Origin of the sequence: Pseudomonas sp. W2I6, from assembly GCF_030815935.1 — a bacterium.
GTDB lineage: Bacteria > Pseudomonadota > Gammaproteobacteria > Pseudomonadales > Pseudomonadaceae > Aquipseudomonas.
The window spans coordinates 5,732,974-5,757,117 of the sequence record NZ_JAUSXJ010000001.1 but is presented as its reverse complement, the minus strand read 5'-3'; the positions used below and the strand labels follow the sequence as shown (position 1 = coordinate 5,757,117).

Sequence of the window (24,144 nt, the reverse complement as noted above, 5' to 3'; positions counted from 1 at the left end):
GTTAATAAGACGCAATGTGTCGTCGGATTGAATTGTTTTTAGTCAGAATGACGAGATTGCTGGTCAGATTGGTTGTCCGCGATCCAGTTTGTTACTGAGGATGATCGAGGTGGTGGTCTTCTCCACGCCATCGACGCTGCCGATCTGGTCCAGCAGTTGATCCAGCTGTTCCGGCGAATCGGTGCGCAGCCAGGCCACGTAATCGAACTCGCCGCTTACCGCACATAACTGCTGAACCTGCGCCATGGTACTGATCCGGCGCAGCACTTCCTTGCCGGAGCGCGGTTGCACGGTGATCCCCACGTAGGCCTGCAAACCACCATCCACCACCCGCTGGCTGAGGCGCACGCCATAGCCGGTAATCACCTGGGTTTTTTCCAGGCGCGCCAGGCGTGAGGTGACGGTGGTGCGCGCGATGCCCAGTTGCCGGGCAAGCATGGCCACACTTTCACGCGCGTTGATCTGCAAGGCGGCGATCAACTGGCGATCGATTTCATCGAGGACGGGAGGGTGAGAGGCGGACAAGGTGTTCTCCGGCGCGGGCATCAATGGGCGAGCATGTTACAGGCTCGGTCCTGGCGATACTGCCCGCCCGGCCGGGAATTTATTTTCGCCGCTGATCGAACACATTATTTTGTGCCAGATTGTGAAAAGTAACTGTTTGGTACATTATTTTGCGTTAGGTATACAGGAAGGACGTTTGCGCGATGAATAACTTTGGGGCTGCCACCGGCAGCAGATGGTTGCTGGTTGGGCTGGGCCTGCTGATCGCCTTGATCGGCCTGGGTTTGGCAGGCGGTGGCGGTTACCTCGTAGTGCTGGGCGGCAGTTGGTATTTCCTGCTGAGGGCCTGGCGATGCTGGTCTCTGGTGTGCTGATCGCCAAGCGCCGGCCTCAGGGCGCATGGCTGTACGCCGTGGCATTGGTGCTGACGGCGACCTGGGCGGTGTGGGATACCGGTCTGGAATACTGGCCGTTGGTTTCGCGAGTCCTGACCTTCGCCGTCATCGGCCTGGTAGTCGCGCTGATTTATCCACAGCTCGCCCGCGCTTCCGGATCGACACCCGGGCGCGGCGCCTATGGCGTTGCCGGGCTGCTGGGCCTGGGCGTGGTCGCCACCCTGGCGTACATGTTTGTACCGACCCACGTGGTCAAGGCCAGCAGTGAGCCTGCGGTGACTGCGGTAACGCCGGGCACCGAGCAAAAAGACTGGGCCCACTGGGGCAACACCACCGCCGGCAATCGGTTTGCCGCGCTGGACCAGATCAACAAAGGCAACATCGACAAGTTGCAGGTGGCCTGGACCTTCCACACCGGCGACATCCCCGAGAGCAATGGCGCCGGTGCCGAAGACCAGAACACCCCGCTGCAGATCGGTGACAGCGTTTACGTGTGCACCGCCTACGGCAAAGTGTTTTCCCTGGATGCCGATACCGGTGCCCAACGCTGGAAATTCGATCCCCAGGGCAGCGGCCCCAACTGGCAGCGTTGCCGTGGCCTGGGGTATTTCGACAGCAGTGCCAGCGAGCAACCCGCCGGCGCCAAAGCCTGTGTGAAACGTCTGTTTCTGCCGACCGGCGATGCCCGGTTGATTGCGATCAATGCTGAAACCGGTGCGCCTTGCGAAGACTTCGGCGACCACGGCACCGTCGACCTGAAGACCGACATGGGCGAAGTGAAGCCCGGTTATTACCAGCAAACCTCGACGCCACTGGTGGCGGGAAATGTTGTGATCGTGGGTGGACGCGTGGCGGACAACTTCTCCACCGGTGAACCGCCAGGCGTGGTGCGCGCCTTTGACGTGCACAGCGGCGAACTGGTGTGGGCCTGGGATCCGGGCAACCCGAACACCACCAAACGCCCACCTGCAGGAGAGACCTACACCCGTGGCACGCCGAACGTATGGTCGGCCATGTCTTACGACGCCAAGCTCGGCCTGGTCTACCTGCCCACCGGTAACGCCACCCCGGACTTCTTCGCCGGTGAACGTACCGCCTATGACGACAAGTGGAGCTCCTCCATCGTCGCCATCGACGTGAAGACCGGCCAGGTGCGCTGGCACTTCCAGACCACTCACCACGACCTGTGGGACTTTGACCTGCCGGCGCAACCGCTGCTCTACGACATTCCGGACGGCAACGGCGGCGTACAGCCAGCACTGGCTCAAGTCACCAAGCAAGGCGAGATCTTCCTGCTCAACCGCGAAACCGGCGTGCCCATCGCCAGGGTTGAAGAGCGCCCGGTGCCCCAGGGCAACGTGCCCGGCGAGCGTTATTCGCCGACTCAGCCGTTCTCGGTGGACATGCCTTCGATCGGCAATCAGCAGCTGACCGAATCCGACATGTGGGGCGCCACGCCGTTTGACCAACTGATGTGCCGCATCCAGTTCAAGGGCATGCGTCACCAGGGCGTCTATACGCCGCCAGGCCTGGACCGTGCGCTGCAATTCCCGGGTTCGCTTGGGGGTATGAACTGGGGCAGCGTGTCGGTGGACCCGAACACCCACTATATGTTCGTCAACGACATGCGCCTGGGTTTGGCCAACTACATGATTCCGCGCGACAAGATCGCCGCCGGTGCCAGTGGCATCGAAATGGGCGTAGTGCCGCAAGACGGTACGCCATTCGGCGCGATGCGCGAGCGCTTCCTCTCGGCGGCGGGCATTCCGTGTCAGAAACCGCCGTTTGGCACTATGTCGGCCATCGATCTGAAAACCCACAAGCTGATGTGGCAAGTGCCGGTGGGCACGGTTGAAGACACCGGGCCGCTGGGTATCCGCATGCACATGCCGATTCCGATTGGCATGCCGACCCTTGGCGCATCGCTGGCGACCCAGTCTGGTCTGTTGTTCTTCGCCGGCACCCAGGACTTCTACCTGCGCGCTTTCGACACCGGCAACGGCAACGAGATCTGGAAATCACGGCTGCCGGTGGGTAGCCAGTCGGGGCCGATGACCTACGTGTCGCCCAAGACCGGCACGCAGTACATCGTGCTCACCGCTGGCGGCGCGCGACAGTCGCCGGACCGTGGGGATTATGTGATTGCCTACGCGTTGCCCAAGAAATAGGGCATGAAAAAGCCGCATGGATGTGCGGCTTTTTTTTGCGTCTTAGATCGTGTCTGCCAGCAGGCATCGGGCAAAGAGTTGTGGCACCGGAAGGTTGCGCTGGCTGTAGCGGCTCAGCAAGATGATTTCCCGGTTAAAGGTCAGCTCGCCCAGCGGGATGACACGCACCTGCGGGGATCGGTCCAGCCATAGTCCGGCGTGGGGAACCAGTGAAACGCCCAGGCCGCATTCGACCATTTTGACCAGCGCCTCGATCTCGTCCAGTTCCAGCGCCACTTGCACGTCCAGCCGCTGATCCCGCAGGAAGCGACTGACCAGCCGCCCGCCAAACGAAGCCCGGTCGTAGCGCACGTGAGGATGAGCGGCGAGCAGTTGCAGCGGGTCATCACCCTCGATCGTCAGCGGCGCGATCAACACAAACGGCTCCCTGCGCAGCAGTTGCACGTGCAGTTCCTTGGGCAAGTCAAAGGGTGGGCGAATGATGATCGCCGAGTCGAGTTCGCCTGCATCCACCTGGCTGAGCAGCTCCAGGGAAACTCCCGGCACCAACTTGCACTCCACCGTCGGCGCCGCCTGGCGCAAACGCACCAGAGCCTGGGGCAGCAGGCCGGTCTGGGCGGTGGTGATGGCGCCGACTTTCAGCTCGCCACGGAATTCGTTGGCATCCACCGGCACGGCCATGCGGTTGAACGTCTCGAGAATCTCCCTGGCCAGCGGCAGCGCGCGGATCCCCGCCGCGTTCAGCGTGGCCTGGCGCCCGGTTCGGTCGAACAACTGCACGCCGAGCACCTGCTCCAACTGACGGATCTGCGCACTCACCGCCGATTGTGTCAGCCCGATATGCATGCCCGCTGCGGCGAACGTGCCATGGCGGGTAACGGCGATAAAGGTTTTCAGTTCCCGCAGCATGGGCCTCTCGATTGATCAAAATAATTTGAGCTCGCTGCGAAAACTATCGTCTTTCCATCGGTTACGGCAAGGCTAGACTCGCAAGGACTTAATACCCATAGAGGTTAGACCTGATGGCACTGGCTCCTTTTCACCTGGCAATTCCGGTATTCGACCTGGCGGCAGCGCGGCAGTTTTATGGCGAGGTGTTTGGGTTGGAGGAGGGACGAGCCAGTGATCACTGGGTCGACTTCGACTTCTTCGGGCATCAATTGGTGATTCATGAGCATCCGAAAACCGCTTCTCAAGAGGCGGCGCACACCAATGCGGTAGACGGTCACGACGTGCCGGTGCCGCATTTTGGCGTGGTGTTGAGTTGGGATGATTGGCATGCGTTGGCGGAGCGTTTGCAGGCGCGCAATACCCAGTTTGTGTTGGAACCGCATATTCGTTTCAAAGGCCAGGTGGGCGAGCAGGCGACGTTGTTTCTGTTTGACCCGTGCGGCAACGCGTTGGAGTTCAAGGCGTTCAAGGACATTGGGCAGTTGTTTGCCAAGTGAGGGCGCTTTGATGAATGGCCTGGATGCAACGGGCATCGCCGAGGCGGTGGGTTCGGGGGCGATTACGCCGGCTTTGGTTGCTGAACACTTTCTTGCGCGCATAGGTGTCGACGAACCAGATATCCAGGCGTTTGTATCCTTCGACGCTGAGGCGGTGAGCAAGCAAGCCTGTGGGCTTGAGGGCTGCGCCGGTCTGCTCGCCGGCGTGCCCGTGGGGGTCAAGGACATCTTTGATACCGCCGACCACCCAACGGAATTCTATTCGCCGATTTACCTGGGTAATCGTCCATCGCGGGATGCCCATGTGGTGACGCTGCTACGCCAGGCGGGCGCGATTATCATGGGCAAGACCCACACCACCGAATTTGCCTACATGAACACCGGGCCGACGCGTAATCCGCTGGATTTGTCCTGCACTCCGGGTAGCTCCAGCGCGGGTTCCGCGGCGGGGATGGCGGCCGGGTTTTTCCCGTTGGCGTTGGGGACCCAGACGGCTGGGTCGTTGCTCAAGCCTGCGGCTTATTGCGGGTTGTTTGCCTTCAAACCTTCGTTTGGACTGGTCTCGCTGGAAGGCGTGAAACCCCTGGCGCCGAGCTTCGATACCGTGGGTTGGTATGGCCGTTCGGTGCGTGATCTTGAGCGGGTGGCGCAGGTGTTGATTCGAGGGTTTCCGGCTGTTGAGGTCGGTCGTCGGCCTTTGCGGCTTGGTTTCTGCCGTACTTCTCGCTGGTCGGATGTGCAGCCGGTGGTGGCCCAGGCGATTGAGCTAGCGATAGCCAGGTTGGGGCCTCTTGTCAGTGAAGTCGTGTTGCCCGAGGCGTTCGACGGAGTATTCGACGATCACCAGTTGATCAACGATTGCGAAGGTGCCCGTTCATTGGCCAAGGAGTTTCAGTCTCATCCCGAACTACTCAGCGACTCGACGTTGGCCATGATCGAGCGCGCCCAGACGACGAGTTGGGAGCAGGAGTCGGCAGCCAAGGCCCGCTTGGTACAACTCGCCCCGCAGCTTGCGCAAATCTGCCAGCCGTTTGATGCGATGTTGAGTGTTTCCTGCGGGATGTTGGCGCCGTTGGGGTTGGCGACCACGGGCCCGTCGGACTTCATCAAGTTCTGGGGCGCGTTTGGATTGCCGCAGGTGAATGTGCCGGTGATGCGTGGGGAAGGGGAGTTGCCGGTGGGGTTGCAGGTGATTGGGGCGTTCAGAGGGGATGCGCCGTTGCTGGGTACGGCGCAAGTCATTGTTAATGCGTTGGTAAGCTGAGAGTCAGTCAAGGCACAAAAACTGACATTAGTTCGCTGGCGAAGCGGCGATAGGCGTAGTCATCATATTCTTCGCATGAGCCCGTTCAGAAATGAGCGGGCTTTTTTCATTGGTGTGTCCTGTGTGTATAAAAGATGCTGCAGGATACCTTCGGTGTGTAAGATACACACTGTGGCGCGGGCGCGATGAGAAGCAGAGAGGTAATTGACTTGCTGATGGCGGATGGATGGTTTGAGGTGGCGGCGAAAGGCAGTCACCATCAATTCAAGCACTCAACCAAGCCCGGCCGGGTGACGGTTCCTCATCCTAAATCAGAGATAGCCAAGGGGACCTTGCACAGCATTTTGAAATCAGCAGGCCTGAAGTGATGACCGTAGGTTATGTGGTGAATGATCCCGCTGCGGCTCATTCAAAGGAGGAAAAATGAAATTTCCAGTGGTGATACACAAAGACGCTGATTCAGATTACAGCGTGACCGTCCCGGACGTGCCAGGTTGCTTTTCTGCGGGCACAACCTTTTCCGAAGCTCTGGATAATGTCCGCGAAGCTTTAGCGCTGCACCTCGAGGGATTGGTTGCTGATGAGGAGCGGCTTCCTCAGGCTAGAGAGGTCGACGTCCATTTGGAGAATCCGGACTTTGCGGGTGGCGTGTGGGCGGTGATCGACTTTGATCTCACTCCTTACCTGGGCAAGTCAGTCAGGTTCAACGCCTCACTGCCTGAGCAACTTTTGAATCGTATCGATGAGCGAGTGCAAAAAGACCATCGCTATGCCTCGCGCTCTGGGTTCCTGGCGACGGCGGCTTTGCGCGAACTTTCCGTTTGATAACGGGCCGGTAGAGCACGCAGTACAAAAAAGGCTTACGCCGCAAAGCGTAAGTCTTTCTTTTTTTCGAGGAGGTGTGATCAGCGAGACTACTACCCCTTGCACACCTTCGCAGCCGCAGGATCGTTCGGGATAAATGAATCCGGCGCGCCCGGCTTCAGCACCACGTACCCTCGCCGCCACGGTTGATCGTCCACCAGATTCCAGCGATGCCCGGTGCCGGTATTGTCTTCGGCGATCAGTACTTCACCCGGATGCAACGTGAACTTCTCACCGCCGCGTGTCACGAACGCCAGGGTGCCGGACAGCGTCATGACGTACTGTGGCTCCGGGTCGTTATGCCAGCCATACGAGGCGTGCGCCGGGGTTTGCTTGAAGTGAATGGCAGTCACGTCGTTGCGCGTGCTCTGGTCGATAGTGCCTTCCAGTACGTGGGAGTTGTTGTCGGCGCCGGTGCACAGCTTGAATGCCTTGATGGTGTCAGTGGCGGCGGGGGCAGCTTGTGCACCGCTCAAGGTGGCGAGGGTGATTGCGACGGTGGCTGCGGCACGCATGCCCAGGCTGTGGATTGCGTTGCGCGGCGAGCGTTTTTGCTGATGCATGGAACAAGTTTCCCTCGTGCTGAATTGGCGTTGACTGGGAATCATGGTCAGCGCCTTAGCCGTTCGGGACAACTAACTAATGTTTCATTGCTGCACGACTCACGCGCCAGAAACGACAAAGCCGCGCAATGCGCGGCTTTCAAGATGGTGGGCCCAGTAGGACTCGAACCATTATGTGGTGCGTAAATATCCTGTTTAGATACTGTCCGTCCGGTCTTGTGGCCTGTAATCTCTAGAGGGAATGGGCAATTTTGGTAATCGGAAGATTCAGTGGCAACGTTTTTCAAATATCACCTCGGTGTGGCATTTGAATAAATGTCACCTCATCCCAGTTTTTAGATATCTATTGCTTCCGACAACGCAAGGCATCCGATCTTGCCCAGCAGGCGCCCTCCGGAGCGTACTCGGAATATCCTAGTATTGTCAGGTGAGCCGCTGCCTGAAATTTCTCAGATGCAGCGGAATGGAACCCCGCGCTTCATCGCCGATGTCGCCAACTATGCACTGGAATTCAAGTGGTCACAAAAAAACCGACCTTAACCAATGACTGGTAGCCAGCGGATAACTCATCTGCATGGCAGTCGGCATCCAGCTCGGTGGATCTCTGCACGGGTCTCCAAACGCTGCACGCGATCTTTACAAAATGATCGCGTTGGTCACAGCTACCCTGCTGGCATCGAGCATAGGCTTCTCGGATAAGCTCAGCAGGAAGCTTTGCTCTTTAGCGACCTCCCGAAGGAGACTGTCCATGGCCACGGAGAGATGCATCAAGCCGTTAAACTTGTCTTCCGTGTTAAATATAAAGCGAGATCCATCTGGCACTATCAGTCGCCTCGCTTCTTCCTTGTTGTTCCACAAGTAATCCAAATATCTTTGGGTCTCAGCTAATATCGCTAATTCATAGTAGGCGCCAACGGAGAGACTATGCATGTTGGCGTGGTACATTATTGAGGCAATATCAAAGCTGGAGATCGTTACAGCTTTTCCTTCCGCCTCGAGATCTGCCTTTATGTTTTTACATAATCTTATTGATTTGCGGAGCCCACCACTCGTGGTTTCACATCGTTCTCGTATTTTTTTGATGTGCAGGAAAGGCCAGTTTTCAATCGTGGTGTTTTTATGCGAATCTAGGATGGTGACAGCACGGTCATGTTTCTGACCAGATGCTTGATAACTAATAGTGTCATGCCAGTGGGAAGGCACGACATCAACTGGACGCGCTAATGACCCTCCTTGCAATTTAATGGCCTTGGAGCCAGAGGTGTCAATTGTCGCAGCGGGAAACGCATCGCGAAGAGCTTTACTAATTTCCCCCCTGCGAGCAGTTAACACCCCAACTGAGGTGCGTGAGGTCGGTGAACGGTACTGACCCGATGTACTCATGTACCCACGGGCATCATAGGTATGAAAGTCAGCTTCTATCGCTAAAAGGTCGACATCACTGACCCCTCGAATATGGACATTCAGTGGTACTGATCCCTGTAGCTCGAATTCAAGATTGCCGCTTGTCCTCTTAGACAACTGGTTGCTAACCCGTTCTGCGGTTTCGATGCTGATGCGGGTGTAGGTAGGATCTACCTCCTGCATAGCGCCTAAAGCAAATGTTGTATTCGGCTTGTCTTTAACCCTATGTTCCCACGCCTCTTTTGTAAGGCTTCGGTTCACGATGAAATCCTTCGCATCCATCGCGATTACAGAGGATCTATCAAGGCCCGAGCGTCTGGAGCGCAGACGATTGATTCGTTCGTTAATTGGTGTGTTCATTTTTTCTCCTCAGCTCCATTCGCCCATAGGTGGGCCGACCGTAACCGTTAAAATAGTCACCCTGTGCGCAATCTAGTGATTTAGTAAACAAAAGGTTTGCGCTGCCAACATGTCCCCGAAGCTCAGGTTCGCCGGGATTAGGATCATTCCGGTAGTTATAAAGAAGGCGGTATCCGTCAGCTTCATCGTGAACCAACGCCGCAGTGATACTGTTGGAGCCTGATTGATGTGTCTTCAATCGCACTCTAATCTTGTCCCAAGTTTGACAAATATATACATCGGCTTGCCAAGAACGAATCGGATTTCCTTCGGTGTCCAGTGTTGTTCCAGTGCACTGCCACTCTCCCGACAGATCAGGAACTTTTAGATATTTAACTGCCCAGCGCCATTTCCAAACTGTCTTATTGAATAGAGCGTACAGCAGGGCAAAAACTATACCTGCGCCAATTAGTGACAGGGCTGTCGGTGGAAGATTTACAGGCAGGTCATACTTTTTAGCCAAATCTTCAGCTGACAGCAGCAAAAAAACCGCAATGCCGGAAATCGCGCTTGCCAGTAGTGTCAAGTACCGGCCAATCAGAGCTCGATTTACCCCGCCCAATAGGCTGTATTCATGATCGTGAATCATTAGGCGCAACCTTCATCAGACGCAACTTTGAATAGACTTAATGTCCCGGAAGCCCATTAACCTGCAGAAGATGGGCAGCAGCAAAGCCGCCCAGAGCTTCCGATGAAACTTCAAAATTACTGGGTATGGCATACCGAGGAACACGTCCGGCAACCGTTCGACTGCTGGTAGGTGTTGCGAGCCTGGCGAACAGCGGTCACACAGGTGGTGTGATAGCCAAGATCAAGGCGGTTATGGAGTGCCGGCAAATAGATGCACGTACTGGTATGCACCTCGTGGTCACCATTGGTCTGTGCATTACGGTTCACGAAATACTGAGCCATTTTTACTCACCCCGCTCTTTGTTCGATTGGGCGAGTACCGAGGCCGCTAGGGTCTTGGTGGTGGCGTTGTACTTGTTGCTGTCGAGGACATGACTGGCTTTAGTCTCCATATCGGCACCGGTTTGCTTGCCGGTCGAAGCTTGAGCCATGGCCGACCCTGCCAATTCCTTCTGGATGGCCGAGGAGCTATCACTACGCAGGATTTTGGAGGCCAAGCTGGCCACGTGAGACGAAGTTTGTTTAGGATTTTTCGGCACGATTAGGTGCTCCTGTATCTAGAAAAAATCGAGTAGGCAGGAGCAACCCTTGAGCGGAAAGCCGAGCTGAATGGTTGACATCCAAAGTCGGTTTTTCTCTAATGCGCGTCCCACCAGTGTCCGCATTGGCTCAGGGATTGGCGGGTATGTGTGCTCGGCGTCCAAACTTTGCACTCATATCCGCTGTGTTCACTGAAACCTCAGCCTCTCGCCAAAAACACAACATGTAGTGCTGTTGTAGAGATGATCTACAAGATAATGGGGTTAAAATGACATTGCAAGGCAACAAGCCTGTGGATAACTTGTGCGCAAATCAGTGGTTGGATCCATTTTTCACCTGTATGTATGCCCAGCCCTTCTAAATCGCGGGATACGACGTTTCTCCCTTGAAATATTTTGAAATACACTCCTTTTGCATGTCCCTGTTTCCTATAGAACAGCCACCCTCAGCGTTTAAAAGTGACAATCCAGTGGCGTCATTTCTTCGTTAGATCTGGTTTGGTTTTATCCGTCAGGTGCTGTTCCTAAACTCTTTCCACGGCCAGTGGATGACGCTAAAAAACTCTACTGAAAACATTCAGCGGGGTATTGCGGGGGCTATTTCCTCTGACCTATGATCACGCTAGGCGGTGATGGTCGCCTGGCGCCTGTTTCGCGAAGCAATAGCCCATCGTTGATACACACCCTCGTTTTACATCGGCATGTCCCTAACCAGACGCTGCCCGGTGAACAGGCAATCGGTCACCAGAGCGTCGTAGGTTTTGGAGCTAATGCCATGTCTGACTTTTCCTTGCTGAACATCTTCAAATCTCAAGCCAAACAACTCGCTCACGATCAGGGCCTGAAGCTTTCTGCCGCTCAGAAAACTCTAGCGCGACAGGCTGGCTTTGCTGATTACCATGAGTTTTCTGTGGTCGCCAAACGGAACCCCAAGAATCCACGTCTGATGATGGCTGTGTTTGGGGTCAAAGATTTCAGCGATGCGATTTATGAAGATGATGTCTTCACCGCTTTGGATCTAGAGCTAGAGGAGCAACTATCCGGAGCAATTGCGGAGACCAATGCAAGCGGCTTCACGATAGATGACTTGAACGTAGGATCCACTGAATATAACGAAGTGAACGGGGTACTGACTTTAGCGGTCAAGCTAACCTATCAAGGAGAGCAAGACCCTGAACGAATGTACTCCGGTACAGCGTTTTTCCTAACAGTTACGGTCGAGCTATTGCGACGTGATGGTAAGTGGTTTCTTGCAGAGGGAGGCTTATCGATCTCCAGCGGCGAGTCTGATGCGGATCGCGACCATAGGTCAGAATGGGAGCATTGGGCTCAAGAGGAAGAGCCTGAAAGTGGCAAACGCATATCGATGGCCCAGGCCCTAGCGAACGAGTTGAAGATTACTGTCAACGACGCAGAGCTTCTGGCCGATGCACAAGTCACGGCCAATGATTCGAATGATGGACTCCCATACAGCTACTGGATTGATTTTGAACCAGTGGCCCTGGATGGGCTAAGAGCAGACCTGCTTGCGCGATTTGGCTCTCTGCAGTCCGAGTTACACGCCAACTTTTTCGACGATATCCATCCAGACTTCTAACTCTGACCAGATAGTGGCCAGCTTAAGGCTGGCCATTCGAGAAACCAACTTTACATGCCCGTGGCTCCGCAGCACAAAGCGGACGCCAGTTCGTGCGCCTGCTGGTGGCCGGCATTCACTTAAATTCCCTTGGCGATCTCAAGCACGCTGCTCCCAATGTAGGCGATAGATTCCAACGGGCACACCCTTCTGGATACACGAGTCACCGCTCCCCGATCCCTCACCGAAGGAAAATCAGTTACGAGCTTCCCCACTCCTCAGTCCAAGACCGCAGGAAGACTCTTCCCGTCACATTCAGTATTCACTTAAGCAGCAAAACAATGGCGAATAGCCACTTCTCACCTACGCTCAGGAATCCCTTCCTGAGATAAGCACACCATGTCGACGATAGAGACAGTGCCGGTGGTAGCCGATGATTTCGAAACTTGGCTGAACGGACGACCCAAGTGGCTGCAGACAGCAGCTCGAATGATCATCGACTCGAAGCGGCAGTTGAACCCGGATGAAGTTAGAACGCTAGCTAGGCTTTGCAAGCTCGAAGCCAAGGATGAAGCTGATCCAGGTTTTTTGACCGTAACCCCAGGCACGTTATCGCAGGTTGCCAATAGACCGTTGCTTCGGATCGAGGAGATCCTGGATGTGCATGGGTTGAACGCAATCAAGGCTGGCGCCCACCTTCCATTCGGCAAAAGCAATCTCTCGGTGATCTACGGACAGAATGGAACCGGCAAGAGCGGTTTTGCCCGGCTGCTAAAGGAGATCTGTGGATCACGCTCCAAGGACGAAATACGCAGCAACGTCTTCGACCCGACCCCTACGCCCTGCCGTGCTCATTTTAAGGTGTCAATCGACAGTAAGCCGGCGGACGTTCACTGGGACGTCCCAAGCGGCCCTCACAAAGCTTTACGACACGCACAGGTGTTCGACAGCAAGGCTGCCCAGCAGTACATGACCAGGACTGAAGCATGCTATGAGCCCAGCCGGATGAAGTTTGTATCCGCGCTGATCGTCACAGCGGACGCTGTTAGCGCAGAGCTTTCTAGAGAGAAGGCATTGCTCAGCAAAGCGTTACCCGCCATCCCAGAAACGCTTGGTCACACCGCTGAAGCAAAATGGCTTCAGGGCCTGAAGAGCGCGACCACGAACGCGAGTATTGATAAAGAGTGTCTGTACACGGATCTGCTTGATCGGGAACGTGTAGAGAACGAGGCGCTACTCGCAGAGAAGGATATTGCGGGTCGGCTGCTGACCATCACCAAAGAAAAGACTGCGCTCAAAAATATCGAAACTGCGATGTCGGCACTCCAGCTTGGATTGAGCGATGTTGCAGCGGGCGAACTGGAGAACCTGAAGAATTCTGCCGTCAAGGCGAGGAATACCAGTGAAGAGGCGGCGGCAGCCATCTTCGGAAAAGCCGAGCTTGAAGGTGTCGGTTCTGCAACCTGGCAGCAAATGTGGGAACACGCACGCGCCTATTCCAACGGCGCAGCCTATGCTGAAAACTCGTTCCCCAACGTCTCGGCAGATTCACGTTGCGTGCTTTGCCACCAAAGCCTAGACGAGGAAGCAAAAGTCCGTCTGGGAGGGTTCGAGAAGTTTGTAACCGACGGCCTCGAGACAACCGCCAAGAAAGCTGAAAATAGCTTCACTGATCGAAAAAAACGGCTACCGGCTCTTCCAGCACAAGCGGACTGGATTGTTCAAATGTCCACCCTCGGTTTCGAGGAGCCCGATGGAATCGCTTGGCTTGGAACACTAAAAGCGCGGCTTGACCAAATTGTACTCGGGAGCCCCGCCAGCACTTTGGAGGCTTTCGATTGGACAAGGATAAACGAAGCGGCAAAAACCAAGTCAGCAGATTTGATTACCGAAGAAGCGAGCCTGTCGGCCCTGATGAAAGATGAGCATCGCCAGGTAATGCATGACCGAGTTCAGTGCCTTCAAGCCAAGCAGTGGCTCTCACAAAACAAGACCTCTATCAGCGCTGAAAGGACTAGGCTGATCGCAGTTGCAGCGATAGACAAAGCTTCACGCTCAGCAGCCACCAACGCTCTGACCACCAAGAAAAATGATCTGGCCAAGACTGAGCTGGATGCTGGTTACCAAGCTCGATTCATCGAAGAATTAAAGCTGCTGGGCGGCCATCGCATTCCAATTGCTCCGCTGAGTAAGTCCGGTGGAAAAGGCAAGATCACCTTCGGCTTGAACCTCGTAGGTGCGCATGGCTCACATGGCCTGGATTATATTTTGAGTGAGGGTGAAACCAGAATTGCTGCATTGGCTGCGTTTCTAGCGGACACCACGGGCTCGAACCAACTGGCCCCCTTCATTTTTGATGACCCAATTTCGTCACTTGACCAAGATTTTGAGGAGAAAGTCGTCGAGCGTTTGGTGTCCTTATCAGCGACGCGACAAGTCATAATTTTTACTCACAGGCTCTCTCTAGTGTCATTAGTCGACGCGGTGACGGAGAAATGGAACAAGATGCCAGGGATGCCATCCGTCAAGCCGACCCTGACCTCGCTTAGGAGAATGGACAAAGTGGCAGGCATCGTCGCCACCGCTAGCGCTAGAGACCTGAAACCGGAAAGCGCTGTTCGCGGATTGATCGACAACACTATTACGCGTCTGAAAAAACACCAGGAAAGGACTGAGGTCGACGATTACGAGACGCTCGGCAAAAGCGCATGCAGTGACTTCAGGGTGATCGTCGAGAAAACGATTGAGCATATCCTTTTGGCGGATGTCGTAGGCCGTTTCAGGCGCGCGATCAATACCCAAGGCAAGCTGCACAAAGGTAGCCAAGGTGACAAATGAAGACTGCGTATTCATTGATGACCTGATGACTCGCTACTCAGTGTTTGAACATGCTCAGTCCGATGAGAAGCCCAGCAGCACTCTTGAACTGGATGTATTTGAAGCCGATGTAACGGCCTTGCAACGCTGGATCACCGAGTTTGGGGCTCGAGCCGCTTGATGTTCTGAATAGGGGTCAGAATCGATTTGAAACCTCGGATTCTGACCTCTGCAGATGCGTTCGCTGTTTTTTTGCCGTCATGGTCGACGGATCTTAATTGCCAGCGCACAACCCTCCTCATCACTTGATCTAGCGATATGGAGAGAGCATCTTATTTTTTGACAGGGCAGTTTCTAGCGTCGTGGTTTCTGCCGTTACAGATGCTGCAACGACGAGCCTCAGGACAAGTTTGCGCGTTGTGCCCAGATTTGTTGCAAACAGAGCAGCGACTAACATTGGGGCAATTTCTTAAAGTGTGGTTTCCCGCACCACAAGCACTACAGGACATAACTTTTCCTCGTTAAAAAGTTTAAAACCGAGCGAGCACTAGCTCTGAGCCAAAAGTCTTTGAATCGACTCTGGGTCATAACCTCGATTTTTGAGTTCACCATGCGCCGCGCCAGCTTTCAAAGGTGAGGAGCTACGCTCTTTTTTCACGATTGCCAGGAGCTCATTATCAGAAAGGCTAGGCATCATCTCTTTGTACTCCCGAGAGCGATCCCCAGCGGCCTTTGCCTCTTGCACCGCATAGGATCCGGCCTTTTTTGCGAGTTCCCCAGCTTTATCCCAGAAGCCCATATCCATCTCCATATCGAACTATCAAAACTGGATCCACTTCCCAGCGGCTCAATGCTACTAGACTGGTGGCACTTTGACCACGCAAGGCATCCTACCGATTACCTTGAAGACGTTAACGCATGAACAAATGACCCGTCTCAGGGAGGTAGAGCCTGGTGGACGCCAGATAAGGAGTAGGCGCCCGATCAATAAAATCGTGGGCAGGGACAGTGACGGGTGGTTGCCTGACTACTCAATAATAGGGAATCAGAGCTCTTCATCCTCCCCACGAATCCAGTGGTGATCATGAACGATCAGGGTTCCGATAATGCCATCCGTTTGCTTTCTCAGGACTTCCTCGTGCTGAGAAATTGCCAGTGCCAGCATCTGGATTGCAGATCTTGCGACCCGCAGAGCACCCAGGGCTTCTTCGACAAAGTCTGAGTGGTTGAGATGCTCGACTTCAGGAGCTTGCCTCGCTCGCGAGGGATCTCCAAAGTCATGAAGCACTACGAATCGGTGCGTACCCGCGTTGCGCAGATCCTTCTGTGAGCGGAGAATTCCCTCGTTGCCATCATAGTCTTCTGCCAGCTCAGCCAAGCCGTACATCGCGTACACGCCTGCACGAATTAGTATCTCTACTTTTTTTGCGAGCGGAGTACCTGTTTTCTTGTCTGCGGAATCTCTCCACAGCCTTCCGAAACTTACTTTTTTGGGGGCTAATCCAAGCTTGAAATAGTGGTTTGCCGTTACGGCTACCTTGTCGAGCAGGTCAAGGGCTGTTCGATGTGCCAGCATAAGTGCCGAGGTATCAGGGCCGTACATTGCATAATCGAGCGTGTCCGCAAACTGTCCTGTCCTCGGCCAAACGCTTGCATCACTTGCACGCCATGCCAAATCTCGGGCTAACAGAAAATCGCTCTTCAGCAGATTGAACATGGCAAACAATGGCGGCGGGCTCCCCCCCATATCTGTCTCACGCTCGAGAATTCCTGGAAGGGTAAGCCAATCTAGCTTGCCCAAGGATGGATCGACGAGCTCGACAGTTGGGGCTAACGTCAGGCGCTCCTCCTCCACCCATTTGATGAATGGGTCGATGTGCTCAGGCCGCGATGGCGGGTCACTTAACTCACCTGCTAGCGCTTCAACCTTGGCCGCTACGCGTGCGCCGGCGTACTGGACAATTCGCTCCTTATTTCGAAGTGCCTGTCTGGCTAGCATGACGGCTTCCATCTGCGTTAACTCTGAGCAGCCCCCACGCTCAAAAAGCCACATCAGACCCAATGCCGCGCAGAACGCAGCTACACCGTTCGTTGGATCAACCTTCAGAGCGGCAAGCCGTGCATCATGAGCTTCAGAAAGCCGGTAGGTTTTTGCGAACAAATTAGCGATGTTCGTCCAGGCCTGTGTGCGTAATTCGACATCGGCATCTACGTCTTGCGACACCCTCCAATAGCCTTGTCGCGCTTCGGCCCTGTAGGCACGGGTTCGTTCCTGATGATCTAACCAATCGGAGTCATCGCCACCAAATTTTGCGGCTTCCACGAGCGCGTTTGCTAGGTTGTAAGTGACATATGCTGTCGGATATAGACCATGAAGCTCGCGGTACAGCTCAAGCCCCTCCTCAATGGCGTCTTGTTGTCCAACCGAGGCGCCGGCATTCACCAAAGTAGCTGCGCGCAGGGACATCCAATTAGCGCGATCACGCCCATCTAGATCAATTTCACGAGCTTTTTGCAATGCAAGCTTGGGATCAGTATCCACCAAGGAACTGAGGTGTGATGAGAGCTTCGAAAATACGCTCAACATGTCTGGTACCTCCTTTCAAGTGAACGATTCAGCGATGCAGGCATGTCTCACTCATCCGCAAATACCTCAAGCGTGGCGAGCAGCTTGGCTAGCTCAGTAAGGTTGGCCGCAGTGACGATGTCATATTCTCCTCGACTACTCAGCCGATACACCTCTCGAGCCTTTTTGACACGTTCCAGCAGAGGGACGACTATGCCTGACGCCCTTTCCAGAAACTCGTTGATGTCAGCCCGTGTCTGAGGAATTTTGTAGCCTTTGGCCGCGCTTGTGATAATCACGTCCGAATCTCGAAGCTTGGCGATGCCGCTGGAGCGGATCCTCTGGTCGTTGATATCTCCGAAGCCGCTATCTTTTAGGTGGCCGACTATTTCTGCGGTTGGCACGTAGTCTTTGGTGACGAATTCGCTTTGGAATCTCAGGAACCGCAAGATGCTCAGCTGCAGGCGCTCATCCTCATTAGGATGCTCACCAGCCCTTTCGCTAAAAAGGTCAGCCTGGCGGAGAGCTTCTTGGTGTACCTGGTAGTCTGCATACCCAGATTCATCCGCCGGCGGCGGCAGAAGAGACTGGTACTTGGATGGCCACTCAAGCATTCCAAGGGTCAGGCTTCGTAGAATCTTTTTGTAGGCAAGAACTGCTTCTTCCGATGCTTTCTCTTCGTAGATCTGAGCGACTGAGCCAGCAAAAAAATCTGCAACCTGAACCAAGACGTTGTCCTTACTGGCCATCGTCTGGAAGGCATCTTTATCGCCAAATAGGTCATCGACGAACCGTTCTGAAACGTAGCTTTTGAGGCTCTCCTGAAATTCCTGGCCACCATGCTCGTCTACGATCATCTGGAGGTCTGGGTATGCGCGGAACAAACGTTCATAGAGCAACCCATTCACATATTTTATGAATGAGGTCTTGAAACGTAGGCCACCGTCTTTGCGAATTTGGGACTTATCAACGACGGTGAAATAGAGCCTGAATGGCAGATCGGCTAGCTCGTTTAGGATCCGGGCACGGCGATCTGAATCCTTGGGCTTAAGATTGCTGGATTTGATCTCGCCCGTTTGAAAATGCCGCTCGCGGAGTGCTTCAGCTTGGGCATAAGCAGCCTCCAGGTCTTTCTCTGCCACTAGAATGGAGCAGACGATGAAGAAGCCCGAGCTTCCACCCTTTGACGTATCTAGGTCGGAATTCCCGGACTCATCCACGAAGGCATATGTTCTGTCCATGAGCTTGCTCCATCAACAACGTACTGAGCGCGGCGGGTCGCCCAATGACAAGGTGGCGAACTTAGTTCGTCGCAGTGGTAGTGCCTGGAGCGGGGCCTTCGCTGAACGTGTAGTTGATGACCACGTCATTTCGGATCAAGACGTCGAGGGTCTTCTGAGTGCCCGTAGTCGTCACCTTCATGGTGACCACGTAGCTTTGGGCATGCGCTGAGCCATTGGTGTAGGTGTAGATCCACTTCTCGTCAGTCTCGCTGACTGCGCTCTTAGCGTAGGGCTCACCAAACAGCGACTTCAACTCAGTAGTCGTCGTTTTACCTTTGGTGATGCTCGCTACACTGGCCGACGGAAAGTCTCGCCCTGCGGTGTAGTGGGACGTAGCGCAACCGCCAAGTGCGACACAGATCCCCATTACTGCGATGAGCTTTTTCATATCCTTCCTTGATCGTAGAAAGCTCCAAATCTAGCTGGCATCTAGGCTAAAAGCCATCGCCACCTTGACCACCTGCGTTCGCGGTCGCCGACAGGGCACTGAACGCCTAAACAACAGTGCTAGTGCCTAAGATGACCAGAGGCAAACTACTAATGTCTCGACCTAAAAATTACGGGGCCAAATATACTTTTGCGTGGGAGAGATGATTTCGGTTATCAATCGACTGGCCGTCGCTTTGGGGGCAGTAGCCGACGGGTGTTTACGGCCAAAAGCAGCCATTAGGGCTCACGCTAGGTCACCTCCTACAATAATGCGTCGGTCGCGTGCTGACTCAAAACACTCGAAGATGACGCTCAATCGATCACAGATTTCGCCGCTGTCTCCATCGCTTCGATCAATTGCGCTGACGCTCGATAAAGGGGGACATGGCCGCGCATCAAGATTTGGGTATTGCGTCGGTAAGCAGCGGCGCGAATGTCTATGCTGTCGGCATGAGCCTTGACACTGACCGTGGTATCCAACTTGCCAGCCGGATTCTCGATACTCACCTCCACATCCGAGTACGTCGCTGATGGGCTTTTCAGACCCACGGCCACTGCATGGGCGGTGCTTCCCGCTAGCAGGCATGCGGCGGCGAGACAGCAGCCGCCAGAGACGGCCATCGAAGCGTGCCCCGTCTGGGGCGTGAAATACCGGACTGCAATGTGCCCGCCGTGACGCGGCGCGCCCACGATGCACACTTTGGGAATGGTTTCACTTCGTTCGAGATCGCCCAGGCTCATGAGCTCGCCGTCGCGACGCCGAAGCTGCATCTTCAAACCCGCCTCAATCCAGACTTGCCTCAGCTTCGCCATGAACAGAGCGTCGGCTTCGAGTTCTGAAATGGCTTCGTGGCCTGTTTTGCCAAAGCTGGCGGCATCGGCAATTACCATGGGCACAGCCACGTCCACACACGAAACATTGTGCCCGGCGAATGTGTCCAGGACGTTGCCTGTAGGTAAAAGAGCGCCGGTCTTGTTGCCTACCGGTGACTGCAAAAAAAGATCGACGCGGGGAAACGCGCCGGTAACACCTGGAATTTCAGCATTCACAAATCCGCCCCGGGAATCCTGGGACATCCGTGCGACAGTAAGAACGCCCGTGTTGGTGTTCTTGATTTCGATGTCGAAGCTCCCAGCCGCAGGCACTTCGATCAAGCCCATGTCGATAGCCCAGAGCGGCAACGCGGAAGACATGTTGCCGCAGTTCACGCTCCAGTCTATGTCGCTATGATCACTGGCCAGTTGAGCAAGCGTACTGACGATCTGAGGCCCCGAGGGGGTGTCCTCCACCCGTGCCAAGAACACCTTATTGCTGGTGGCAGGGCCACGACCAAGCCCGGTTATCTGCCGATTGCCCTGCTGATTTCCATCCAGAGGTACGCCCATGAGGTGGCGCAACAGCTCTGCACGCTGCCCCTCATCACGGGGAAGCAAGGGCTCCCAAATCACCACACCGGTGGAAGTACCACCCCTCATGTGGTGCACTGGCAGCTCCATCACGCCGGCGTGCATCTGAGAGCTAAAGCCATTTTGGGAGAAGGGAAACATAGGTGATTTGAACATCGACAACTCCACACATCATTGAGGCAGCCCTTAGACAGGCTCCTGCACGGATTCAGAAGTATTGGTTGCAGCGTCAGCTCTGAGTCGCGCCAGGCGTTTGGCCAGCACTGATGCTGCAACGACGCTCAACGCCAATGGCAAGGATGTGGCCACGATACCCAGCGTAAAGGAACCTGTCTGGTCTTTGATAAGACCGATCACGTAAGGCCCAATGAATCCGCCGAGATTGCCAAACGCATTGATGAACGCTATGCCCGCCGCCGCCGCTGAGCCGGTGAGAAAGCTGCCCGGTAAAGTCCAGAATATCGGTCGCGCTGCAATCACACCCAAGGTGCTGATTGAAATGCCCACTATGGCTCCGGAAAGCGTGGGTGTAGCCGCAGCTATCAACAGGCCTATAGCACCCAGCGAACAGCTGGCAGCCACATGGATGGAGCGGTTTGGACTTTTATCAGACAATGCGCCCCAAGCGATCATTCCTATAATCGCGACACCGTAAGGGATCATCGACATCAGTCCGATGTGGAAACTGCTCAAGCCGTGCCCTTTGAGGATCTGCGGCAGCCAAATCGCAATCCCATAGGAGCCGACGGCGAATCCCAAATGAATAACACCCATGAGCATCACGTTCAGGCTTTTGAAGGCGTCCTTGAAGCTGGAGAGATGACCGCCCGTTTTTTCCACGGAGAGCCTGGAAATCAGCCAATCTTTTTCCTCTGGAGTGAGCCACTTGGCTTCAGACGGCCTGTCGGTGAGATACACCAGCACCACTACGCCCAAAATGATCGCTGGAATGCCTTCGATGATGAACATCCACTTCCAGCTGGCGATACTCCAAAAACTGGCGGTTTCGAGCAAAAAACCAGACAACGGCGCACCAATAAGAGCAGACAGGGGAATCGCGGTCATGAACAAGGCTGTCAATCGCCCGCGATACTCCTGCGGAAACCAATAGCTTATGTAGAGCACCATACCGGGGAAAAAGCCCGCTTCGGCGATTCCCAGCAAGAACCGCAAAGCCATGAATGATATTGGCCCCTGAACAAAGGCAAAGCAGGTAGAAACGATCCCCCAGGTAATCATGATTCTGGCAATCCAGCGACGTGCTCCTACCCGATGAAGGGCCATATTGCTGGGCACTTCACAGAGAAAGTAACTGATGAAGAACAGTCCTGCTCCCCATCCGAATACGGTTGCAGTGATTCCAACATCTTCGTTCATGTGTAATGCGGCGAAACCTACGTTAATACGGTCTAGATAATTGACTAGGTAGCAAACCAGCATCAGCGGAATCAGCCGCAGTCCAACTTTCTTGATGGTGCGCTTCTCAATCGTCGTGTTCATAGGGCACCGCCTCCGCGCGTGGTCAGTTTGACTTGATCGGTAACCGGCAAGCGATAAAGACTGCGCCCGTTACTCCAAAGCGCCTTACGCGCCAACTCTTGCCCCAGGATAGATTTGATAAGTTCTATATCGGCAGCCTGGAATGGCCGCTTGGTGCGTGTGGACGGCATATCCGACCCGAACATCAAAGCGTCAGGGCTGCGCCGGGCAATAAGTTCGAGTGCGCGAGGCACATCCAGATTGACCCTGCCAAATCCTGAAGCCTTGACCTTGGCACCGGCGTCAACCAGATCCAATAGCACAGGCAAGCCCGCTTCGGTCATGCCGAGATGATCAATAACTAGGCCACGCAGCTGACTCAGCTGCGGCACATGCGCTCGTATTTGGGAAGCATCCAGATAGACTTCTGGATGCCATCCTGCAAGATCGAATGCTCGCTGGGAAAGCGCCACCAGTTGATCCATCGAAATTTCATCACCGCGATAAATATTGAAGCGAATGCCGCGAACCCCAAACTTCGCAAGTCTAAGGATTTCCGCGTCCGAAACATCCATAGGCAATTGGGTGATTCCGACCCATTCAGTTCCCAGCTTGGTGAGTGCGTCGCATAACCAATCCTGCCGGTAGCCTTGGAAAGAGCTGCCGACCAAAACGCCCGAGCAAATCCCTAATGGGGTCGCAAGCCGCTGGTAATCAGCCTGGGAAAACGTAGGTGGCGTGTACCCACCATTAGCGTCTATCGGGTAAGCAGGGTCGAACAAATGAAAGTGTGCATCGAATACGGGCTCGTATGAAGTTTCCCCAGCGGCTAACAGATCGCGCAGCGGAATGCACGCAAGTGCGGCAGCCGACCCCATCAAAAAACTTCTTCTTTTTATTGTCATTGTCGAATCCTTCAGTGATACCGGGTTACAGCGATGCCAAAATAGAGTCGATGTTCGCAGCCACAGATCCCGGCGTTTCGATGGGTGTGTAGTGCCTCGCTTCAGGGACGACCTGGAGCACTGAATTCGGCAGCAGCCGCTGAATGTCCATCGCCATAGAAATCGGAGTGGCGTAGTCATCCTCTCCGACGACGATCCGCGCAGGCCCTTTATAGCGGGGCAGCAGCCCCCTTTCGTCGGCTTTGCCCAACATCAGGCATGCCTGGTGGTAGGCCATGGTGTCATTGGCCAGGAAGACGTCGAGCGCTCGACTGACCACCTGTGGATGAAGTTGGCGGTATTGCGCACTGAACCAGCGCTCACACTGAAAATCTGCCAGCGAGGCCATCCCGTCGCGCAACGCTTGCTCGCCTCGGTCTGACCATCTCGAGAGAGCCCCTTCGCCGTAGCTGGCTGTGGTGTCGATGGCGACTAGGCCAGCCACTCGCTCCGGGTATCGACCAGCCATTCCCAAGGCTATGGTGCCACCCATGGAACAGCCCACCACCACGGCCCGATCTACCTTCAGGTGGTCAAGGACGCTGCACATGTCCTCGCTGAAGCGAGCGATATCGTAAGGCCCCACTGGCTTGTCAGATTGACCATGACCACGACAGTCGACAGCGTAGACATTGGCCTGCGTTTGTAATGCTCGAACAGTGTCAGTCCACATCTGAGAGTCCATAGCCAAAGCATGAATCAATACGACTGTGGGGGCAGTATCAGCGGCATGTTTCAAACATCTGACGGCCAACCGGCATCCATCTTGGGTGTGCACGAAGAACAGAGGGTTATCTATTTCGGAGTTTAAGTTCATATCTTTCCTTGTCGCACTTCCAGCTAACGCCTAGAAACGCTTTTATTGTTCTGTCAGTGCTTCTGCCGGGAGTTCGAGTGCGCGCTTGGAAACGATCAGACCGTCGCTATCCACATAGACCCAGTCGCCCTGCGCGATGGTTATATTCAGGAAACTGACGGCGCCGCCGAGATGCCCCGCACCTGTCTTCAGAGGCCTGAGGGGTACAGTCCCTAACGCGAACACCGCGAAAGGCAGCAAGGCTAGGAGCTCTCGATCCCTTACATAGCCATTGATCACTAGCCCAGCCCAACCGTTGTTCATTGCCTTGGCCGTCTGGACGTCGCCCAGCAGGGCACGGTTTGCAGATGCCCCTCCATCGATCACAAGCACCTGGCCATTGCCTGGGGAAGACACCAGTTCCCGGATCAGCATGTTGTCGTCGACGCACGTGACTGTCATGGCAGGGCCAGCGCAGGTGCGTTTGCCGCCCAGGGAGACTAGGCCCGGAAAAGCTTGCTGGATGTTGGGCCCGATGGAATCCCAGTAGAGATCGCACAGATCCGCCGTTGAAACGCGGCTTGAGCAGGTCGTCATAAGTATCTCCTAGGTAGTTCTGTACAGAAGTATAGATTTATTGAGCAACCTGTCAACGTCTGGTAATGTGCT

Annotated in this window: 22 protein-coding genes and 1 pseudogene; 8 read left to right on the top strand and 15 right to left on the bottom strand. The window is 54.9% G+C overall.

Going from position 1 to position 24,144, the window contains the following annotated elements:
* Positions 1 to 63 precede the first annotated feature (63 nt).
* Positions 64 to 546 (bottom strand): Lrp/AsnC family transcriptional regulator, encoded by a 483-nt coding sequence (locus QF039_RS26660; protein WP_301050766.1) that lies wholly within the window; start codon positions 544 to 546, stop codon positions 64 to 66.
* A 161-nt stretch (positions 547 to 707) separates the two neighbouring features.
* On the opposite strand from QF039_RS26660, the pseudogene QF039_RS26655 reads away from it, so the two are divergent.
* A pseudogene (locus QF039_RS26655) lies at positions 708 to 3,067 on the top strand (glucose/quinate/shikimate family membrane-bound PQQ-dependent dehydrogenase).
* 42 nt (positions 3,068 to 3,109) lie between these two features.
* Here QF039_RS26655 and QF039_RS26650 read toward each other — a convergent pair.
* Complete coding sequence (locus tag QF039_RS26650; protein ID WP_307521525.1) at positions 3,110 to 3,976, bottom strand: LysR family transcriptional regulator; 867 nt, start codon at positions 3,974 to 3,976, stop codon at positions 3,110 to 3,112.
* A 113-nt stretch (positions 3,977 to 4,089) separates the two neighbouring features.
* On the opposite strand from QF039_RS26650, the gene QF039_RS26645 reads away from it, so the two are divergent.
* From QF039_RS26645 to QF039_RS26630, 4 genes are all read left to right on the top strand, one after another.
* Entirely contained in the window at positions 4,090 to 4,515 is a 426-nt protein-coding gene (locus QF039_RS26645; RefSeq protein WP_003211024.1) for a VOC family protein, read from the top strand.
* A 10-nt stretch (positions 4,516 to 4,525) separates the two neighbouring features.
* Positions 4,526 to 5,779 carry an amidase gene (locus QF039_RS26640; protein WP_307521523.1) on the top strand — a complete coding sequence of 418 codons (1,254 nt, stop codon included), beginning with the start codon at positions 4,526 to 4,528 and terminating at the stop codon, positions 5,777 to 5,779.
* A gap of 185 nt (positions 5,780 to 5,964) precedes the next feature.
* A complete protein-coding gene (locus QF039_RS26635) occupies positions 5,965 to 6,147 on the top strand; it encodes a type II toxin-antitoxin system HicA family toxin (protein ID WP_003211022.1) in 183 nt (60 codons plus the stop codon).
* A 55-nt stretch (positions 6,148 to 6,202) separates the two neighbouring features.
* Complete coding sequence (locus QF039_RS26630; RefSeq protein WP_003211020.1) at positions 6,203 to 6,604, top strand: type II toxin-antitoxin system HicB family antitoxin; 402 nt, start codon at positions 6,203 to 6,205, stop codon at positions 6,602 to 6,604.
* A 92-nt stretch (positions 6,605 to 6,696) separates the two neighbouring features.
* On the opposite strand, the gene QF039_RS26625 is transcribed toward QF039_RS26630, so the two are convergent.
* From QF039_RS26625 to QF039_RS26610, 4 genes are all read right to left on the bottom strand, one after another.
* The gene (locus tag QF039_RS26625) at positions 6,697 to 7,206 is read right to left on the bottom strand and encodes a cupin domain-containing protein (RefSeq protein ID WP_003211018.1); all 510 of its coding nucleotides are present in this window, start codon (positions 7,204 to 7,206) and stop codon (positions 6,697 to 6,699) included.
* Between the two features lie 636 nt (positions 7,207 to 7,842).
* Entirely contained in the window at positions 7,843 to 8,970 is a 1,128-nt protein-coding gene (locus QF039_RS26620) for a hypothetical protein (protein ID WP_011167587.1), read from the bottom strand.
* Entirely contained in the window at positions 8,954 to 9,598 is a 645-nt protein-coding gene (locus QF039_RS26615; RefSeq protein WP_080394783.1) for a hypothetical protein, read from the bottom strand. The genes QF039_RS26620 and QF039_RS26615 overlap by 17 nt, the downstream gene beginning before the upstream one ends.
* 325 nt (positions 9,599 to 9,923) lie before the next feature.
* The gene (locus QF039_RS26610) at positions 9,924 to 10,178 is read right to left on the bottom strand and encodes a hypothetical protein (RefSeq protein WP_011167585.1); all 255 of its coding nucleotides are present in this window, start codon (positions 10,176 to 10,178) and stop codon (positions 9,924 to 9,926) included.
* A 775-nt stretch (positions 10,179 to 10,953) separates the two neighbouring features.
* Here QF039_RS26610 and QF039_RS26605 point away from each other — a divergent pair.
* The 3 genes from QF039_RS26605 (at position 10,954) to QF039_RS26595 (ending at position 14,752) form a co-directional block, all read left to right on the top strand.
* Positions 10,954 to 11,775: a hypothetical protein gene (locus tag QF039_RS26605; protein ID WP_307521515.1), complete on the top strand. Its 822-nt coding sequence runs from the start codon at positions 10,954 to 10,956 to the stop codon at positions 11,773 to 11,775.
* Positions 11,776 to 12,243: 468 nt separating this feature from the next.
* Positions 12,244 to 14,592 (top strand): hypothetical protein, encoded by a 2,349-nt coding sequence (locus tag QF039_RS26600; protein ID WP_307521513.1) that lies wholly within the window; start codon positions 12,244 to 12,246, stop codon positions 14,590 to 14,592.
* Complete coding sequence (locus QF039_RS26595) at positions 14,582 to 14,752, top strand: hypothetical protein (RefSeq protein ID WP_307521511.1); 171 nt, start codon at positions 14,582 to 14,584, stop codon at positions 14,750 to 14,752. The genes QF039_RS26600 and QF039_RS26595 overlap by 11 nt, the downstream gene beginning before the upstream one ends.
* A gap of 366 nt (positions 14,753 to 15,118) precedes the next feature.
* On the opposite strand, the gene QF039_RS26590 is transcribed toward QF039_RS26595, so the two are convergent.
* From QF039_RS26590 to rraA, 9 genes are all read right to left on the bottom strand, one after another.
* A complete protein-coding gene (locus tag QF039_RS26590; protein ID WP_307521509.1) occupies positions 15,119 to 15,370 on the bottom strand; it encodes a hypothetical protein in 252 nt (83 codons plus the stop codon).
* 246 nt (positions 15,371 to 15,616) lie between these two features.
* A complete protein-coding gene (locus QF039_RS26585) occupies positions 15,617 to 17,158 on the bottom strand; it encodes an LA2681 family HEPN domain-containing protein (RefSeq protein WP_307521507.1) in 1,542 nt (513 codons plus the stop codon).
* A 47-nt stretch (positions 17,159 to 17,205) separates the two neighbouring features.
* Positions 17,206 to 18,378, bottom strand: coding sequence for a DUF3800 domain-containing protein (locus QF039_RS26580; protein ID WP_307521505.1), 1,173 nt, complete (start codon positions 18,376 to 18,378; stop codon positions 17,206 to 17,208).
* Between the two features lie 61 nt (positions 18,379 to 18,439).
* A complete protein-coding gene (locus tag QF039_RS26575; RefSeq protein WP_038443869.1) occupies positions 18,440 to 18,808 on the bottom strand; it encodes a hypothetical protein in 369 nt (122 codons plus the stop codon).
* Between the two features lie 353 nt (positions 18,809 to 19,161).
* Positions 19,162 to 20,412 carry a PrpF domain-containing protein gene (locus QF039_RS26570; RefSeq protein WP_307521501.1) on the bottom strand — a complete coding sequence of 417 codons (1,251 nt, stop codon included), beginning with the start codon at positions 20,410 to 20,412 and terminating at the stop codon, positions 19,162 to 19,164.
* Between the two features lie 30 nt (positions 20,413 to 20,442).
* Positions 20,443 to 21,756, bottom strand: a complete 1,314-nt coding sequence (locus tag QF039_RS26565; RefSeq protein WP_307521498.1) for an MFS transporter — start codon at positions 21,754 to 21,756, stop codon at positions 20,443 to 20,445.
* Entirely contained in the window at positions 21,753 to 22,640 is an 888-nt protein-coding gene (locus QF039_RS26560) for an amidohydrolase (protein WP_307521497.1), read from the bottom strand. The genes QF039_RS26565 and QF039_RS26560 overlap by 4 nt, the downstream gene beginning before the upstream one ends.
* A 25-nt stretch (positions 22,641 to 22,665) precedes the next feature.
* Positions 22,666 to 23,496, bottom strand: coding sequence for an alpha/beta fold hydrolase (locus tag QF039_RS26555; RefSeq protein ID WP_307521495.1), 831 nt, complete (start codon positions 23,494 to 23,496; stop codon positions 22,666 to 22,668).
* 42 nt (positions 23,497 to 23,538) lie between these two features.
* Positions 23,539 to 24,072: a ribonuclease E activity regulator RraA gene (gene rraA / locus QF039_RS26550; protein WP_307521493.1), complete on the bottom strand. Its 534-nt coding sequence runs from the start codon at positions 24,070 to 24,072 to the stop codon at positions 23,539 to 23,541.
* Positions 24,073 to 24,144 lie beyond the last annotated feature (72 nt).